The organism is Mycobacterium sp. IDUB_19 (genome assembly GCF_055419445.1).
On the sequence record NZ_JBVAXR010000007.1, the window covers coordinates 54,941 to 70,842 of the forward strand.

Sequence of the window (15,902 nt, forward strand, 5' to 3'; positions counted from 1 at the left end):
ACCTCCGAAACCTGTGGGCTGCATGACTCGGAGCGCAGCCGGAGAACCTCCGGCCTTCATCCGATCGTCTCTCAGGGCTCTTGACTAGGGACTGAAGTCCCAGATGGCTGAACTAGGGACTTAATGCCCGAGTAGCTGATGACTTTCAGCGAGACAGGATCGGCCTTCCGACGCTGGAGCGACGCCGGTGCAGAATGTGACGGTCTTGGGACTTTTGCCCCTACCGCCGCCAGGGTCTAAAACGATCGGATTACCGATATGAGCACCGCGCTATCGACCCACTTGGCAACGGACTTTGACCGCGCGGTCAAATGTACCCGAGAAGCCCTTGCAGAACAGGGGTTTGGCGTGCTAACCGAGATCGACATCAAAGCCACGCTGAAGGCGAAGCTCGGTGTGGAGATGGAGGACTATTTGATACTTGGCGCGTGCAACCCGGCGTTGGCGCACCAAGCGATAAATATCGATCGAGAGATCGGGTTACTGCTCCCCTGCAACATCTTGGTCCGCGCCGACCAGAGCACGCCGGGGACGATAATCGTCGAGGCGATGGATCCGAGCCTTTTGGTTGAGGTAACCGGCGAGCCGGCGCTCGTAGCGATCGCCGATGAGGTCACCGCTAAGCTGGCCGCCGCGATCACGTCGCTGAATTCTAGTTGCGGTTGATTTCATCCACTGCCATATCGACCACTTGCGGAACAGCGCGTGCGACCTCTGGAGTCAAGCCGATGCCATTGTCGGTATCCGCCACTTCGATGGTGAACACCACTAGCACGTCGGGTACTGGTCTTCCAAGCGCCTTACCGAGCTCGTAAGTGCGACCGAGATCCAGGCTGTGCGAACTCAATCCCTCGGAAGGGGTATGCACATCATCGACCGTGCAGCGGCGGATGCGGCCTGGCATCGGCGGCGTCGAAATCGCGCCATCGATCACCACGGCCAGCTTTGCGTCCGACCACGCTTCAAGCAGGCTCAGAGGTTCCGCAACGCCAGCCACTACGCAAACGCCGGGCAACGTCAGGTCTTTGAGCGCCGCGGCGGCGACGATGCCCACGCCATCGTCCTTTCGGAAGATGTTGCCGAGGCCGACGACGACCACTTCGCCGGTCACCGACGCTGCACCGTCAGCGTCAAGAAGTGTGTCGAACATGAGATACACGGGTCATAGCTGCGGATTATCTTCTCGCACAGCGCCGTCAGCGCGGCATCATCGAGTGACAGGTTGCCGGCAACGGCGCGACCCAGGTCGGCTTCGATTGCCGCTTGGTTCTGCGAAGTTGGCGGAATCATGGTTGCGGCGGAGACTAGTCCATCGGCGTCGATCCGATACCGGTGATACAGCAGGCCGCGGGGCGCCTCGCTGACGCCGTGTCCGACGCCGGCGCGGGCCGGAACATCGACGAATGGACGCGACGGGCGCTGGTAGTCGGCGATGATCCGCAGCGCCTCCTCGAGGGCATAAACGACTTCGACGGCACGGACGACGATGCTGCGAAAGGGGTTTCGGCATTCGGCCGATAGCCCAGCGCTTGCCGCCGCCTGCGCAGCGATGGGCGATAGCTCCGACGAGTTGAGCGAGAATCTTGCCAACGGCCCGGTCAGGTAGCAACTGCCGTCGAGGGTCGCGTGCAGGGCCGTGGAGTGCGGCACCTGAGATTCGACGATGTGCGTGGTGAAATCGGCGACGGGAAAAGGCGACCCCTCGCTGCGTCCGATGGCGCCGTTTTCGATGGGATACCGGCCGGGTGTTGTAAGCGCCAAGAACTCGTGCTCAAGCTCGAAGTCGGGGAACTCGAATCCAGATACCCACTCGACGGTGGCCAGTGCGTTATCCAGCGCCACGCGCAACTGTTCGGCGATCGGCGCGAACTCCGACCGCGTTGGCACAGAATAGAACCCACCCAGGCGCACATTGATCGGGTGGATGGCCCGTCCGCCGACGAACTCCATCAGCTGATTTCCGGCCTTCTTCAACGCCAGACCACGCTCGACGACCGCGGCATGGTCGCGTGCCATACCCACGATGTCGGAGTAGCCAAGGAAGTCGGGCGCGTGCAGCAAGTAGATGTGCAGAGCGTGGCTGTTGATCCACTCGCCGCAATACAGCAGTCGCCGGAGCGCCACGATATCCTCGTCCACCTCAACGCCACATGCGTCTTCAATCGCGTTACATGCACTGACTTGATAGGCCACCGGGCAAATTCCACAGACCCGGGCAGTCAGGTCGGGCGGCTCGGTGTAGGCGCGCCCGCGCAGAAACGCCTCGAAAAAACGCGGCGGTTCGTAGATATTGAGCTGGACGCTCTCGAGCTCTCCGTTCTTGAGCGTGATGTCCAGTGCGCCTTCACCTTCCACCCGTGTCAGCGCGTCGACCCTGAGCTTGCGGGCAGATGGTGTCATTCCTTTGTCCGCTCGGCAGCGAATGTGGTGACGTTGAATGTGGAGAAAACCCGGTCGACGTCGCCGTCCGACATCCCGTCGCGGCGCAGCAACGGGATCAACGTCGCGGTCCTCGGCGCCGCGGACGGGCCGAAACAGCCGTAGCAGCCACGACGATGCTTGGGGCACAGCGCTCCGCAGCCGGCATGGGTGACTGGACCGAGACACGGGGTACCGTCAGCGACGATTACACATGTCACGCCGCGCAATTTGCACTCGGTACATACCGTCTTGGCCGGCAGCCGTGGCTTGCGTCCGATCAACAGCGCCGCGAGCGTATCGAGCAACTGTCCGCGGTCGATCGGGCAGCCCGGGAGCTGGTAGTCCACCTCGACGTGCGCCGACGCCGGAGTCGAGGTTGCCAGTGTGTCGATGTACTCGGGTTTGGCATACACGACCGAGGTGAACTCGGCGATGTCGCCAAAGTTACGCAGCGCCTGCACTCCCCCGGCGGTCGCGCACGCGCCGATGGTGACCAGTAGCTTCGATTGGTCCCGGATCTCGCGGATGCGTTGCTCATCGTGCCGGGTGGTGATCGAACCCTCAACGAGCGACAGGTCGTACGGGCCGCCGACCATCGCACTGGAAGCCTCGGCGAAGTGGGCGATCTCCACTTGGTCAGCGAGAGTGAGGAGCTCGTCTTCGCAGTCGAGCAGGGTTAGCTGACATCCATCGCAGGAGGCGAACTTCCATACGGCCAAACTGGTTCGGGTCATCTAGAGTTCCTTCACCGCCATCAGGGGGCCGGCTATGTCGTAGCCGACGACAGGGCCATCGCGGCACAGCAGTAGCGGACCGAGCTGACAATGGCCGCACCACCCGACGCCGCATTGCATGTTGCGCTCCAGGGAAACGCGAATATTCTGGGCCGCAAGGCCTTTCGCTACCAGGGCCTCAGCTCCGAAGCGGAGCATCGGCTCCGGCCCGCATAGAAATGCCGTGGTGCGATCGACATTTAGCTCCAACCGGCTCAGCGGCGCGGTAACCAATCCAACCTCGCCCTTCCAGCCGGCCGTCGGCGCATCAACGACGACATGCAATTCGATCTGCGGTTCTTTGGTCCATGTTTCGAGTTGAGCCGCGAAGACGAAGTCAGCTCGGGACCGTGCGCCCACGATCAGCGTCACGTTGCCGTAGCGCGAGCGCTCCGCCAGCGCCCCGAGCACGGCGGGACGCAGTGGGCACAACCCCACACCGCCGGCGACCATGACCAGATCTCGCCCAGCGGCCTCGGCCAATCCCCACGACGTGCCGAAGGGACCCCGTATCCCGATGACCGTGCCCGGCTGGGCATCGTGCAAGGCGCGACTGACCGCACCGACCGCGCGGATGGTGTGGGTGATCGACCCGTCGGTGACCGTGGGGTCGCCGCTGATCGAAATCGCGGCTTCACCTATACCGAACGCGTACAGCATCATGAATTCGCCCGGTTGCGGCGTGCGCAGGGTTTCGTCGAGTGGGTCCAGGCACAACGTCGCCGAGTCCGGGCTCTCCACAACCCGGCTACGCACTCGATACGGCACCGGCTCCATCGGCGAATGGGTCGACGGCACTGGCGCAGCACCGGTCATCCCGTCAATCATCGCCGTCCGTTCCGGCCATTTTGTTCATCTCTGCGGTGATGTCGATGCCAGTAGGACACCAGGCGATGCATCGCCCGCAGCCGACACAACCGGACGTGCCGAATTGGTCATGCCAGGTGCCCAATTTGTGAGTCAGCCAATGCCGGTAGCGCGACGCACCGGACTGACGAACGCTGCCCCCACCGTGGACGAAGGTGAAATCGAACTCGAAACACGACGCCCACTCCCGCCAGCGCTCCGCATGCTCACCGGTGAGATCGCTCACGTCCTCGGTGCTGGTGCAAAAGCATGTCGGACACACCATCGTGCAATTGCCGCAAGTCAAGCAGCGGCTTGCCACTTCGTCCCACTGTGGCGACTCGCGGGATTGAATCAGCAGGTTCCGCAGATCCGTGTCCGGCATCTGCCGGCCCATCCGACGGGATGCTGATTCGACATCAGCTCGCGCGCAATCGATTTCCGCTTTATCGGCTAGCCGATGTGGCACCTGCGCGAGCACGTCGGCACCCTTCTGGCTACCGATGTCGACAAGGTACGACGAAGTGGCGCCGTCCAGGCGCTCCGTGAGCGCGAGGTCATAGCCGGGCCCGACGGCGGGACCGGTGCCCATCGATGCGCAGAAGCACAGCCCGCCCGGTTCCGTGCAGTTCACCGCGACGACAAAGGTCTGGCGCAGACGCCCGACAAACGAGTTGTCCGGATGCTCGGCGCGGCCCAGCACCCCATCGAGGGTGCCAATCGCAGCCAGATCGCAGCCACGTACTCCGAGGAATGCGTATCGGGGAACCTCAGCATCGGGTTGGGCGTCGCTTGCCCTGTCCCGAGTGCCGGCCCACAGTCGTTGCCGTGGTGGGTGAAGGAACTGTTTCCAGGACTGCGGCCCGGCCGAATGCCCGAATGCCGCGTCGTCGTCGCGGCGGCGCACCCGATAGTGCCCCGGGCTCACGTCGACCCCCCAGCCGCGTGGCAGATCGTTCGCCGATTCCAGTTCTGCCAGGACGATCGCGTCGTCCCGCAACACCGGACCGATCACCCGGTAACCCTGTTCGATCAGCACCGCGACAAGACGCTGCAGTGCGGCCGCGTCGAATAGGGCAACCTGGGAGCCTTCGCCGGTCATCGACATATCATCCGTCCCGTCAGGTGCGCTGTATAGGGTCGTTTGTCGTCAGGGAATCGTCCGGCCGCCGTCTTCCCGCAAGCAACTGATCTCATGGTCCCACTGAGCGTTGCGGGCCCGATAGACCCGCGAGCGCACGCTCACCACGAGCGATGTCACCCCGATTCCCATGACAAGCAATGTCGCCATGGCAGCGGCAAACGCGTCTCCCACTGCTTGCCACGCCAGGGCGGGCCGGGCTACCGGATCACCATTCGCGTCGACCCAGATTTCCGTGCGATCACCCACCTTGATCGCGTGGACGAGTTCAAGTGCACCAGTGCGCCCGCCGTCTGCGACAGGCCACTTCGCTTGCACGACAGTGATACCCGAGTCGTCGGCGGCAGTTTCGGTAACCGTTGCCAGCACCGCGTGACGCTCGTGCGCCTCTTGGACGTAGAGCCGATCACGGATGCCATAGGTCACACCGCCGGCCACACCGGCGAACGGAATCGCCAGCAAAGACAGGGTGAATGCGACCAACATGACCAACGCTTCGATGCGATCGGCGGGCCGAAGCAAGGGATTGCGCCCGAAGATGCGTGCGATCCACCAGTAGCGCGGGTCCAGCGTGAAGGTCTCCATCACAGCGCCCCCGCGCCAGAGCATTTCGGTCCGCGACTATTCGCCGATGTTTTGTTCGGGGCCGGACATCCACTCGACGAAATCGGCAAGTTCGCGCCGGGGTGTCGACGGCAATGGGTCTGCGTTGACCGGCGCCCAACCCACGCGTAGCAGCATCTGCGGATAGTTAGTGCTGCCGAAGATTTCGGAGCGCACTGCGTCGCGTGTTTCAGGGATCTCGAGCGGTTCGGTGACCGGGCAACACGCTAAGCCCACCGACGTGGCTGTCAGAAGAACGGCGCTGGTGGCCTCGCCGGCGCGCAGCTGGGCCAGCCGGTCGTCGGCACGCGTCCCCAGCGCAAGAACCACAGCCTTATCTTCGGCAGGTGATGAACCGGGTGGCTCGGCAAGCACGGGACCGGCGAAGAACCGACCCGGTATCGTCGCCGCACGGTCGGATTTTGGTGTGTTGCGGGCCGGAACGCCGGCTACCGAGCCGTACCGGCCACTCCATTCGGTGAGCTCGGCAAGATAATCATGGTTCATGTGGTCCCATACGGATTGCGCCACAATCTTGTGCAGCTTGTCGGTGTCTTCGACTTGGCAAAGCGTCACGCCGAGGCGCGCCGACCGCGCCGCCATCAGCGCAATATCGCCCACCGGTACCGGCCAGGCGCTGTAGTGACGTCGGTCGGTTCGCCGCCGCGGTATCGCCGCGGCGAGTGCTACATCTGAGGTGTCAGCCGAGCATGGTGAAAGTTCCATTGCGGCAAGGTGGTTCGGATCTGCGGGGTTAGGCAGGCGGGACACTTTCGCGTGCCAGCCGACCGCCGCGAAAGCTGCGACACAGTGATTCAGCGCCGCGCCGCAACTCAAGATCAAATCGCGCCCATCCGGATCGGTATTGGGTAGTTGCCGGTCCGCGTCGCAGTAGAGATGCACGCTCTGATCGCCTACCAGCCATCGCCAGGGTTGGGAGTTGTGGACGGAGGGGGCTCGAGACGCCAGGGCCAGGACGGTGCGGATTGTGCCCGCATCGGGGAAGCGCGCGTTCATGGCAGTTCGTCCCTTCCTAGAAATTCTGATGTCAACGATCCCGGGTTTACCGCTGTCACACGAGGGGACGACGACCTCAGTCCCCAGGGACTTTGGGCCACGCCCCCGCGTGCAAGACACGCCGTACTCGCTGGAGCGCTAGGCGGCGGCCGCAAGGGTCACTTCGACGGACAACCGGTCGCCGACGGCGTAAGCCGCGGCCCAGTCGCCGACGCACGCCGCTCGTGCGAGGTCGTCAGCCAACGGACTGTAGGCGCCCAGCTCGCCGAGCCACGTCCTGACTAGGGATGCGATCTCGTTGCCATGCACGTGAACTGTGCGGCCACCGTGCAAACGATCGGTAACGCAGTACATGGCCTCGACCCGCGTCGCGTGCCTTGTGAACCTCATCGCAGCCTCCTCGAACGGCCTTGAGACCAATCCGACCATCTGACCGAATCGGCCAGTAGAGGCGAACGCAATCGGTCCGGCAGTGCTTCGGTCGCATTTCTGGCCACCCCGAAGTCCCGGCCCCAGAGGTCTTTCGTCACCGGACTGGTGAGGTACAAGGGCCTCAGATGACCGCAATCATCGGCTGCAGATCTCGGATCGCTTTACCGGACAACGTGTTTCGGGGCATCGGCCTCGTCTTCGGCTAGAACGAAGTAGTTCTCTTCTTCTTGCACGAAGTGCAGCCGCAGAAGGGCGTACAGGCCGTAGAGGCACGCCAGCAAGTCATCGACTTGATCCGGCTGAATCGCCCCTTCCGCTTGCGCCAGCGCGAGGTGCGTCGCAATGCGGTCCGAAAGCCTCCGGATCTCGGCATGCGTCCGGCTCATTGTCGCGGTGGCTTCGCTGCCTAACGGATGGGCCAGCGCCGGGTAAAGCTGAGTTTCCTCGGCCAGTTCATGGGGCAGAATCCGATCGACCAGTACGGCATGTGCCGCAGTCAGCGATTCCAACGCCTTCGCATCGGGCCCTGCAGCAAGCCGATCCGCGCTGTCGCGCAGCAGTCCGATGGTGTCGCGGAGTTCGTCGTGTTCGGCGGAGAAGCGTTGCAGCATCTGCTCGGTGCCGGCGGCCAACGGCACCTCCGTGGCCGCGTTGCCTCGCAAAGCGCGCAACGCATTGAGAATGACTGCGACGTCAATGCCTTCTTGCAGCAGAGCTCCCGCGGCCGGCGGCAACCAACCCAGTGCGGCAATTACCATCGCAATCACCGACAAGGTCATGCCGACGACAGCGCTTTGCACGGCGATGCGCCGAGACCACCGGGCAATGTCCATCGCATCGGCGAGTCGATCGATGCGATCGGTGGTCAACACCACATCGGCTGCTTCAGAAGAGGCAGTGGCGCCGCGGGCACCCATCGCTACACCGACGGTGGCCGCGGCTAACGCGGGGGCGTCATTGACTCCGTCGCCCACCATTATCGTGGGCGCCCGCTCACTTTCGGCGCGCACCGCGGCGTACTTGTCGGCCGGCGTCTGTTCGGCGAAAACCTCGTCCAGTCCTAAAACAGCGGCTATTTCGCGGGTGGGCTCGAATCGGTCGCCAGTAAGCATGATCAACCGATTCAGGCCCGCCTCGCGCAACCGCCGCACGGTGCGCGGCGCCTCTCGGCGCAGCGGATCTCGCAAAAACACGGCACCCACCGCCTGATTTTCGGTGCAGACCCACGCGATGGCTGACGTGTCGAGGCTTGCGCGATTGAGCACCTTTCGTGTCCAGGCGTCGGTCACCAAGTCGGTCGGCAATTTACCGACCGTAACCCGACGTCCGTCGACGGTGGCGGTGACGCCGCTGCCCGGCTCTTCGAGCACATCGGTGGGTAGCGACAGCTCCAGGCCACGGCGGAGCGCTTCGGTGACGATGGCCTCCGCCATGACGTGCGGAGAGAACTGGTCCACCGAAGCGGCCAGCCGCAGTATCGATGTCGTGTCGCAGCCAGGAGCAGCTACCACGTCTCCCACCGTCGGTTGTCCCACGGTCAGGGTTCCGGTCTTGTCCATCACCAAAGTTTCTGCGCGGCCGAGGTTTTCCAGGACCCCGCCGCCGCGGATGACCACGCCTGCACGAGACGCCCGCGACAAACCGGAGACGATCGCCACCGGTGCGGCCAGCAGCAACGGACATGGTGTCGCGACGACCAGCACCGCCACGGCGCGCACCGCTGACCCACTCGCTACCCATGCCGCCGCGCCGAGGAACAGCGCCAGCGGTAGAAACCATGTCGCGTAGCGGTCGGCCAACCGCACAATCGGCGCGTTTTCCGCGCCTGCCTGCTGTGCTAAACGAACAATGCCCGCGTAGGTGCTGTCGTCAGCCGTTGCGGTCGCACGCAGTTCGAAAGGGCTGCCTGCGTTGATCACACCGCTGCGGATGGGTTCGCCGAGGTGGCGTTCGACTTGCACCGATTCGCCGGTAAGGACCGACTCGTCGAGCACCGCCACCGCGTCGGCAACCCGACCGTCCACCGGCACCACCTCACCGGGACCGACCACCAGCACATCGCCGACAGCAACGTCATTCAATGCGATCACGCTGACCCGCGATCCGACCCGTCGCCGCGCGAATCGTGGGGCGCGCTCGAGCAGGGCACGCAAATCGTGTGCCGCGCGGCGTTCAGCTGCCGAGTCCAGCGCCCGGCCACTCGCCATCATCACCGCGATCAACGCACCGGCTAGGTACTCGCCGACCAGGAGGGTGCCAACCAGCGACAACACCGCAATGATGTCGACGCCGCCGCGCTTCCGGCGCAATGCCGACACCACCCAAACCAATGCCGGCGCAATGGCAATTGCCGTACCGGCGATCCAGCAGCCGTCGGCTACGTCCCGCCAACTTGCCAGCCAGGCAATCCCCCCGGCCGCCAAGGCGCCCAGCGTGAGTACCGCCAAGACTGGTTCGACCAACGAGCGCGCCCGAGAGAACAGCCGGCCACGCGTAGCGCCAACCATGACAAATCCCTTCGGCCGCGCACACTTTCGGGCTCAAGTCGATCAGTCACGAATCTTGCTGGCAAGTGCCGTAATGCCCGTCAACCGCGGGCCTTTGGACCCGTCGCAGCGTGCTACTCGCGCTTGCTCATTTCTGCTGGCTCATCCGGGCTCGCGGCCGCCGGGCCGCGCGCCGCCAACACGCCGGCGATCGAGGTGGACGCGATGGTCAGCAAAGCGCCGAACATCAGCGCCGACGCTTCGCCCGCGGCGAGCAGGTGTTCCGCGGTCCCGATCGTGGCCGCGGCCACGGGGACACCGAGCTGCCCGGCCGAGAACACCGCAAAGGTCAGCGGCTGGCCTAGCAGCCTGCCCACACAATGCGCCAGCACGGCGCCCAGCCCCAGGCCCGCACCCAACAGGATCAATTTCGGGTGCGCACCCAGTTCGCGTACGCGCAGCGAAGCGCCCAGCCAGATGAAGAACAACGGACCGAAGAATCCCTCGGTGATGCCGAAAAGCTGCCTTGCCAGCCGTCGCGGTTCTCCGACCGCCGCGATGACCAAACCCAACGCAAAGCCGGCCAGCATGATCGACACGTGGGTGCGCAGCGCCACCGCCGCCAGCACGAACAGGATGAACAGGTTGGTCCGCAGTTCCAGCGCGAATTTGTGTTTCTCGGAATAGTCGTGCATACGTTGGCGCCAGCCCCGGCGATCGGCCGCCAGCAGAACCCCAAACAGCACCACGGCACATGCCGCGATCGCCAGGACGCCCAGCGCTGCCATCGGCGCCCTGCGGAGGTCGATTACCAAGGGCAACAGCACGATACATGCGGTATCAGCGATCGCGATCTGCGCAGTAAGCGAGAGCACCGGCGGCCCCTGCAGGCGCAGCGAATCGATCACCGGCAATGCCAATGCCGCTGAGGAAGACGTCATCAGCACCGCGTACAGCGCCGCGTGACCGGTGCCGAACTGCCATGCCAACGCGACACCGAGAGCGACCGCGACGAATCCGCAGAGCACGGCTCGCGCCAGCGCCCGCGGCACCGCCGAGCGCACCTCACGACTGCGCACCGGAACATGCGTACCGACAACGAACATCACCAGCGCGAAGCCGATGTTCGCGAACAGCTGGAACGTCGAGTTCGACTCGTCGAGGACCCCGAAACCGGTCTTGCCCAAAACCAATCCCGCGGCCAGCTCGCCGATGATCAGCGGAATCCGCAGGTGCGGCAGTGACGCCAGCACCGGGCCGGCGAAGCCCACCGCGGCCAGCAGCGCCAGCGTGTCGAAGCCGAACCCCGACATCTCAGTAGCCCCTCGGTGGCGGAATCAGCCGACCACCTCGAAGATCGCCGCGGCAGAGGTGACGGCCTTGTCCGCATTTCCTTCGTCGTGCAGCAGCATGCGCACCCCGATACGACCGGGGCCACCGGCGTGCGCGGTGCCCTCCACCCGGAACGGCCCGACCTTCCCACGGGACATGAACATGACGTGCCAGCTAACGACCTGTACCTTCGGAGTTCCGGCAAGATCGGCCGCAAGGTCGGTCGCCGCGGTCTCCAGCACGACGTGCTGGGGTCCGATGTGCAACGCTGCGTCCGGCGAAGCGAGTTCGGCACTGAGCGCGGGCAGCACCCAGTAACCGTCGTCGCGCTTGGCAGCGCCGAAGGCAGCCCACAGCGGCGGCAGGTCGGGCGAATCCTCGATCACCAGCTCCGTGCCCGAAACATTCATCCTGTCAAGGCCTTCCGGCGGAATACCGATGATCGCACCCTGCCCCTCGTTGAAGGCGATCACCCGGTCCGGGTTGTCGGCGTCGACGATCTTGCACCGCCCGTAACCCATGGTCCGGCCCTGATGAACGATGCCGGACCCGATGATCTCGACCCGGGCGACGTCGTAGCCGGGGTCGATGATCTGCACAGAGGCGATGACCGGGTTGGGCACCGCGACCATGTCGGTCTGGCACCCCTCGGGCGACGAAATCGCCAGCGGCGCAACCATGATTCCCCCTGCCGCGTTGCGCATGTCCCGGCGGATCACGACGGTGTCGTCGACGTCGCCGATGTCCATGGACGAGTGCCTGCGTCCGATGTAGCGGTAACTGAGCAGACCTGTCCAGCGGCGGTACAGCTCATCTCGATACGCGTCGGCGTCGTCGGCCAACTCTCTGATGTCTCGCAGTTGGTCACTCAATTTCGGCCACCTTTCTCCGACGGGCGTTTCAGGACAGTCTGTTTCGCCGCACTTGGTTGAACGGCACGCCGCGGTCGGCGGCGTACTCACGGGGGAAGTTCAACACCCGCTCGCCGATCACGTTGCGCGCCATTTCGGTGGTACCGCCGCCGATGCTGGCGATCTGACGGCCCAGGTATCGGATGCCGATATCAAGCAGGTGTGCCTCGTCGTCGACGACGGCCGACGTACCCGCGACGGCAATCGCGGTGTCGGTTTCGACGTCGTGGGTCGCAGCCATCGATAATCGGATGATCGATCCCGCGGTCGGCGGCAGGGCCCCACTGGCCACCGCGTGGAAGACGTGCTCGCTGAGCTGACGCGCAACCGTGCGGTGGACCAGGGCTCGCCCGACCATCTCCCCGACGCGTTCGCTGTCCTGCTGGTTCGTCTTCTCGACCAGTGACAGCAGGTCGATCGAAACATCTTCGGCCTCAGAGATTCCGGGCCCGCTGGTGTACTCCGAGCCGTCGCCCATGCTGCGACGCTCATGGTAGAGCTGGCGCGAGGCGACCTCCCATCCTTTGCCCGGTTCGCCGACGACGGCGTCATCTCCCACCTCGACGTCGTCGAAGAACTCTTCGCAGAACTCGATGGAACCGTTGATCTGCTGGATGCGGTTGATCGTTATTCCGGGGTGCCGCAGCGGCACCAGGAACATCGTCAACCCCTCGTGTTTCGGTGCGTCCCAATCGGTCCGAGCCAGGCACAGTCCGTAGTCCGCCGCGAACGCCCAGGTGCTCCACGTCTTGGCGCCGTTGATGATCCACCGCCCGTCCCGGCGGTCGGCGCGGGTGATGACGCCCGCGAGGTCCGAACCCCCACTTGGTTCGGACAGCAGCTGTACCAGCACTTCATCGCCGCGCAGCGCCGCCTGGATGTGGGTACGTTTCTGCTCCTCGCTACCCATGTCGAGGATGGTTGCGCAGCAGATGGCGAAGGATGGCACGTTGAGGAGCAACGGCGTTTCATAGTTGAGCGCCTCGGCATCGAAGGCCTTTTTGTACTCGTAGCCCAGTCCGAGCCCGCCGTACTCCCGCGGAAAACAGATCCCGGCGAATCCCCCGTCATACAGCGTCTTTTGCAGTTCCCGGGCCCGCCTCCAGGACACCAACTCATCGCGCTCAAGCAGCGCGGCCTTGTCGCGATCGAACGGTGGCATGTTGGCGGCCAACCAGGCCCTGGCGCGGCTGCGAAACTCCGCTACGGTTTCAGCGGTCTCGGCAGTCACCAGCGGTGCCGAATTAGTCTGTGCGTCATCGCCGATGACCTCCCGACGCCATTGTCATATCCGAACGTTGAGCTTGTGCTGGGCGACTGTACAGCTCCGGCTAATGACTGTACACATCGACGGATCAGCTCCGTCACACAGGATCGAGTGTGCGTTGACGGCTTCGAGTGTGCGACCACGGCGGGAAATCGCCGAAATTTGCGCCCTATGCGCACACTCGAAGGGTTCTCCGTGTTACGAACTATCCCGGGAGCGAACCACAAGGGCTGCTATGTTTAGGGAATCCGCGTTATTTTAACCGGCAATCGGAGGATCGGCGCATGAGTGCTGCCGCAACGGGTTTCGACGTCACGCGGTTTCGCGATTGGTTAGCCGAAGCGACGGGCGAGGCCGCCGAGGTGTCGGTGAGCCCCATTCGAGGGGGCGGCAGCTGCGAGATGTTCCGCGTCGACCGGCTGGGGCAGGCCTGGGTGGTGCGCCGCGCCCCACTGGCGGCCGTTTCCGACACCGCTCATCAAGTCATCCGCGAGGCGCGGATCATGGAGACGCTGGGCTCGGCCGGAATACCGGTGCCCACCGTACTGGCTCGCAGCGACGACCCCGCCATCCTGGGCGCCCCGTTCTTCGTGATGTCGTACGTCGACGGCGGCGTGATCCGTCGCGACGGACTCCCCGAAGCGCTACTTGGGGATCCGTCGTCACACGGTGTGATCGGCGAGCAGCTGATCGACACCCTGGTTGCGCTGCACTCGATCGACTGGACGGGCACCGCGCTGGCCGAACTGTCGCACCCGCAGGGCTTCCTGCCACGTCAGGTCGATCGATGGCTGACTCAACTGGCGAGCTACCGGGCCCGCGATCTAGATGGCGTGGACGAGCTCGCCGGCTGGCTACGCCACAATCTGCCCGCCGACGGCGATCTCACCGTCATGCACGGGGATTACAAGCTGGACAACGTCATCTGGTCACCGGCGCCGCCGCCCCGGATCGCCTGCGTCGTCGATTTCGAGATGACGACGGTGGGCGATCCCCTGATCGACCTGGCATGGGCGATGATCTTCTGGCCCGAGCCCGGAAACCCCATCGCGCTCGGGTCGCCTGACGCACCGCACGGCATCGACCGCGATCACTGCCAGGCACCGGGTCAACTGATCGCGCGCTACGCCAAGGCCACCGGCCGCGATCTGTCACAATTCGACTGGTATCAGGTGTTCAGCGCGTGGAAGCTGGCGATCGTCTTGGAGGCGTCCTACGCCAAGTTTCTGCGCGGCGAGTCCCGCAACCCGATCCACGAGTTCTTCGGACCGGTCATCGACGAACTACTCGCCCGCGCAAGGAGGTTCGCGCAATGATCGATCAACTGTTCGACGTGGCGGGTCGGGTTGTTCTCGTCACCGGCGGCAGCCGCGGACTGGGCGCAGCAATGAGCATCGGGCTTGCCGAGCGCGGCGCACGAGTGGTGATCGCGAGCCGAAAGCTTGCCTCATGCGAGGCACTGGCCGCCGAGATCACCGAATCGGGCGGGCAGGCCCATCCGCTGGCCTGCCATGTCGGCGATTGGGAATCGTTGCCCGGCGTCGTCGAGGCCGCCGTCTCCCGATGGGGCCGGCTGGACGGGCTGGTCAACAACGCCGGGATGAGCCCGCTTGCCACCTCACTGCTGGACACCTCAGAGGTGTTGTTCGACAAGGTGATCGGCGTCAACCTGAAAGGCCCGACCCGATTGACGGCGCTGGCGGCCACGGCGATGGCCCCGACCGGCGGTGGGTCGATCATCAACATCAGTTCGCTGGCTTCGGTGAAACCCACGCCCGTCACCACGGTCTACGCGGCGGCCAAAGCCGGCCTGAACGCGTTGACCACCGCCTCGGCCATCGAATACGCCGGGGCCGGCGTGCGTGTCAACGGGATCATCTGCGGCACCTTCGATACCGACGCGGCGTCGGGCTTCGTCCGCAACCCCGACCTGCTGCCGGAGCTGGTGCGCCGCATCGCGCTCGGACGGGTTGGCCGACCCGACGAGATCGTCGGAGCCATCGTCTATCTGCTCTCCGACGCGTCGAGTTACACCACCGGGTCACTCATGACCATTGACGGCGGCGTCTCCGGCTGATCAGCGGGCCCGCCGCCGTCGGGTCGGTTTGGCATCGACGCCGCCCGCCTCGGCCCGCACCCCGGAGATCACCCATTCGACCAACCGAGGGAAATTCTGCTCGATCTTGGCCGTCTCCGATTCGGACCGGCCCGGTTCACGCAGCCCGCGCACCTCGACAATGGTGTGGTTGATCGTCATGTGCGCCAGCCCGCGGCAGCACTCGGTGGCCAGCGGTCGTGGAATCCCTTCCTGCAGAGTGGCTTTGAGCAGAGCGTTGACATAATCGGTGACGGCGCTACGGTCATCGATGGTCATCAGCTCGGTCAGAAACGGGTGGGCGCGAAGGGCATTATTCAACGCCTGGCACCAGTGCAGCGCCGTCGACTCCCAGGTGTCGTATTCCTTGAAGTCGAGTTTCAGCTGCGCAAAGTGGCGGGCCACCAGCGCCCTGATCAATGCTTCCCGATTGCCGACCTGTTGATACAGCGTCCGCGGTGAGATCTTCAGTGCGGCCGATAGTCGACGGACGCTCAGAGCCTCAATACCTTCGGAATCCAGCAGGTCCAGAGCGTGCGTGAGGATATCGTCGGCCGGGATCAGCGGCTTGGCCATCG

Annotated in this window: 16 protein-coding genes; 3 read left to right on the plus strand and 13 right to left on the minus strand. The window is 64.5% G+C overall.

The genetic code is table 11. The features are described 5' to 3' along the window. Window positions 1-258 precede the first annotated feature (258 nt). The gene (locus tag ACZY0B_RS08370) at window positions 259-666 is read left to right on the plus strand and encodes a DUF302 domain-containing protein (RefSeq protein ID WP_463763609.1); all 408 of its coding nucleotides are present in this window, start codon (window positions 259-261) and stop codon (window positions 664-666) included. Here the strand turns inward: ACZY0B_RS08370 and ACZY0B_RS08375 are convergent. The 12 genes from ACZY0B_RS08375 to ACZY0B_RS08430 all read right to left on the minus strand — a co-directional run bounded on the left by ACZY0B_RS08375 (window position 653) and on the right by ACZY0B_RS08430 (window position 13,193). Further along, entirely contained in the window at window positions 653-1,111 is a 459-nt protein-coding gene (locus tag ACZY0B_RS08375) for a hydrogenase maturation protease (RefSeq protein WP_463763610.1), read from the minus strand. The two genes, ACZY0B_RS08370 and ACZY0B_RS08375, sit on opposite strands and share 14 nt — an antisense overlap. Beyond that, window positions 1,108-2,400 carry a Ni/Fe hydrogenase subunit alpha gene (locus ACZY0B_RS08380; RefSeq protein ID WP_463763611.1) on the minus strand — a complete coding sequence of 431 codons (1,293 nt, stop codon included), beginning with the start codon at window positions 2,398-2,400 and terminating at the stop codon, window positions 1,108-1,110. Before ACZY0B_RS08380 ends, ACZY0B_RS08375 begins: the two co-directional genes overlap by 4 nt. Beyond that, on the minus strand, window positions 2,397-3,155 hold the full coding sequence (locus ACZY0B_RS08385) for an NADH-quinone oxidoreductase subunit B family protein (RefSeq protein WP_463763612.1): 759 nt from the start codon (window positions 3,153-3,155) through the stop codon (window positions 2,397-2,399). The genes ACZY0B_RS08380 and ACZY0B_RS08385 overlap by 4 nt, the downstream gene beginning before the upstream one ends. Next, window positions 3,156-4,010, minus strand: a complete 855-nt coding sequence (locus tag ACZY0B_RS08390; RefSeq protein WP_463763613.1) for an FAD/NAD(P)-binding protein — start codon at window positions 4,008-4,010, stop codon at window positions 3,156-3,158. It abuts the gene before it with no gap. Window positions 4,011-4,014: 4 nt separating this feature from the next. Next, window positions 4,015-5,142, minus strand: coding sequence for a 4Fe-4S dicluster domain-containing protein (locus ACZY0B_RS08395; protein WP_463763614.1), 1,128 nt, complete (start codon window positions 5,140-5,142; stop codon window positions 4,015-4,017). A gap of 48 nt (window positions 5,143-5,190) precedes the next feature. Then, the gene (locus tag ACZY0B_RS08400; RefSeq protein ID WP_463763616.1) at window positions 5,191-5,766 is read right to left on the minus strand and encodes an Rv1733c family protein; all 576 of its coding nucleotides are present in this window, start codon (window positions 5,764-5,766) and stop codon (window positions 5,191-5,193) included. A gap of 36 nt (window positions 5,767-5,802) precedes the next feature. Then, window positions 5,803-6,801: an Acg family FMN-binding oxidoreductase gene (locus ACZY0B_RS08405; protein ID WP_463763617.1), complete on the minus strand. Its 999-nt coding sequence runs from the start codon at window positions 6,799-6,801 to the stop codon at window positions 5,803-5,805. Window positions 6,802-6,939: 138 nt separating this feature from the next. After that, window positions 6,940-7,191: a hypothetical protein gene (locus tag ACZY0B_RS08410; RefSeq protein WP_463763618.1), complete on the minus strand. Its 252-nt coding sequence runs from the start codon at window positions 7,189-7,191 to the stop codon at window positions 6,940-6,942. A 203-nt stretch (window positions 7,192-7,394) separates the two neighbouring features. After that, on the minus strand, window positions 7,395-9,740 hold the full coding sequence (locus ACZY0B_RS08415) for a heavy metal translocating P-type ATPase (protein ID WP_463763619.1): 2,346 nt from the start codon (window positions 9,738-9,740) through the stop codon (window positions 7,395-7,397). A 113-nt stretch (window positions 9,741-9,853) separates the two neighbouring features. Continuing rightward, window positions 9,854-11,032: a cation:proton antiporter gene (locus ACZY0B_RS08420; protein ID WP_463763620.1), complete on the minus strand. Its 1,179-nt coding sequence runs from the start codon at window positions 11,030-11,032 to the stop codon at window positions 9,854-9,856. Window positions 11,033-11,056: 24 nt separating this feature from the next. After that, a complete protein-coding gene (locus ACZY0B_RS08425) occupies window positions 11,057-11,923 on the minus strand; it encodes a hypothetical protein (protein ID WP_463763621.1) in 867 nt (288 codons plus the stop codon). 28 nt (window positions 11,924-11,951) lie between these two features. After that, window positions 11,952-13,193, minus strand: a complete 1,242-nt coding sequence (locus ACZY0B_RS08430; protein WP_463763623.1) for an acyl-CoA dehydrogenase family protein — start codon at window positions 13,191-13,193, stop codon at window positions 11,952-11,954. A 320-nt stretch (window positions 13,194-13,513) separates the two neighbouring features. Between ACZY0B_RS08430 and ACZY0B_RS08435 the strand changes: the two genes are divergently transcribed. Both ACZY0B_RS08435 and ACZY0B_RS08440 read left to right on the plus strand, forming a co-directional pair. Next, window positions 13,514-14,545 (plus strand): phosphotransferase family protein, encoded by a 1,032-nt coding sequence (locus tag ACZY0B_RS08435; protein ID WP_463763624.1) that lies wholly within the window; start codon window positions 13,514-13,516, stop codon window positions 14,543-14,545. After that, window positions 14,542-15,306, plus strand: coding sequence for an SDR family NAD(P)-dependent oxidoreductase (locus ACZY0B_RS08440; protein WP_463763626.1), 765 nt, complete (start codon window positions 14,542-14,544; stop codon window positions 15,304-15,306). The genes ACZY0B_RS08435 and ACZY0B_RS08440 overlap by 4 nt, the downstream gene beginning before the upstream one ends. Here the strand turns inward: ACZY0B_RS08440 and ACZY0B_RS08445 are convergent, their stop codons facing one another. Further along, complete coding sequence (locus ACZY0B_RS08445) at window positions 15,307-15,900, minus strand: TetR/AcrR family transcriptional regulator (RefSeq protein ID WP_463763627.1); 594 nt, start codon at window positions 15,898-15,900, stop codon at window positions 15,307-15,309. Window positions 15,901-15,902: the final 2 nt, after the last annotated feature.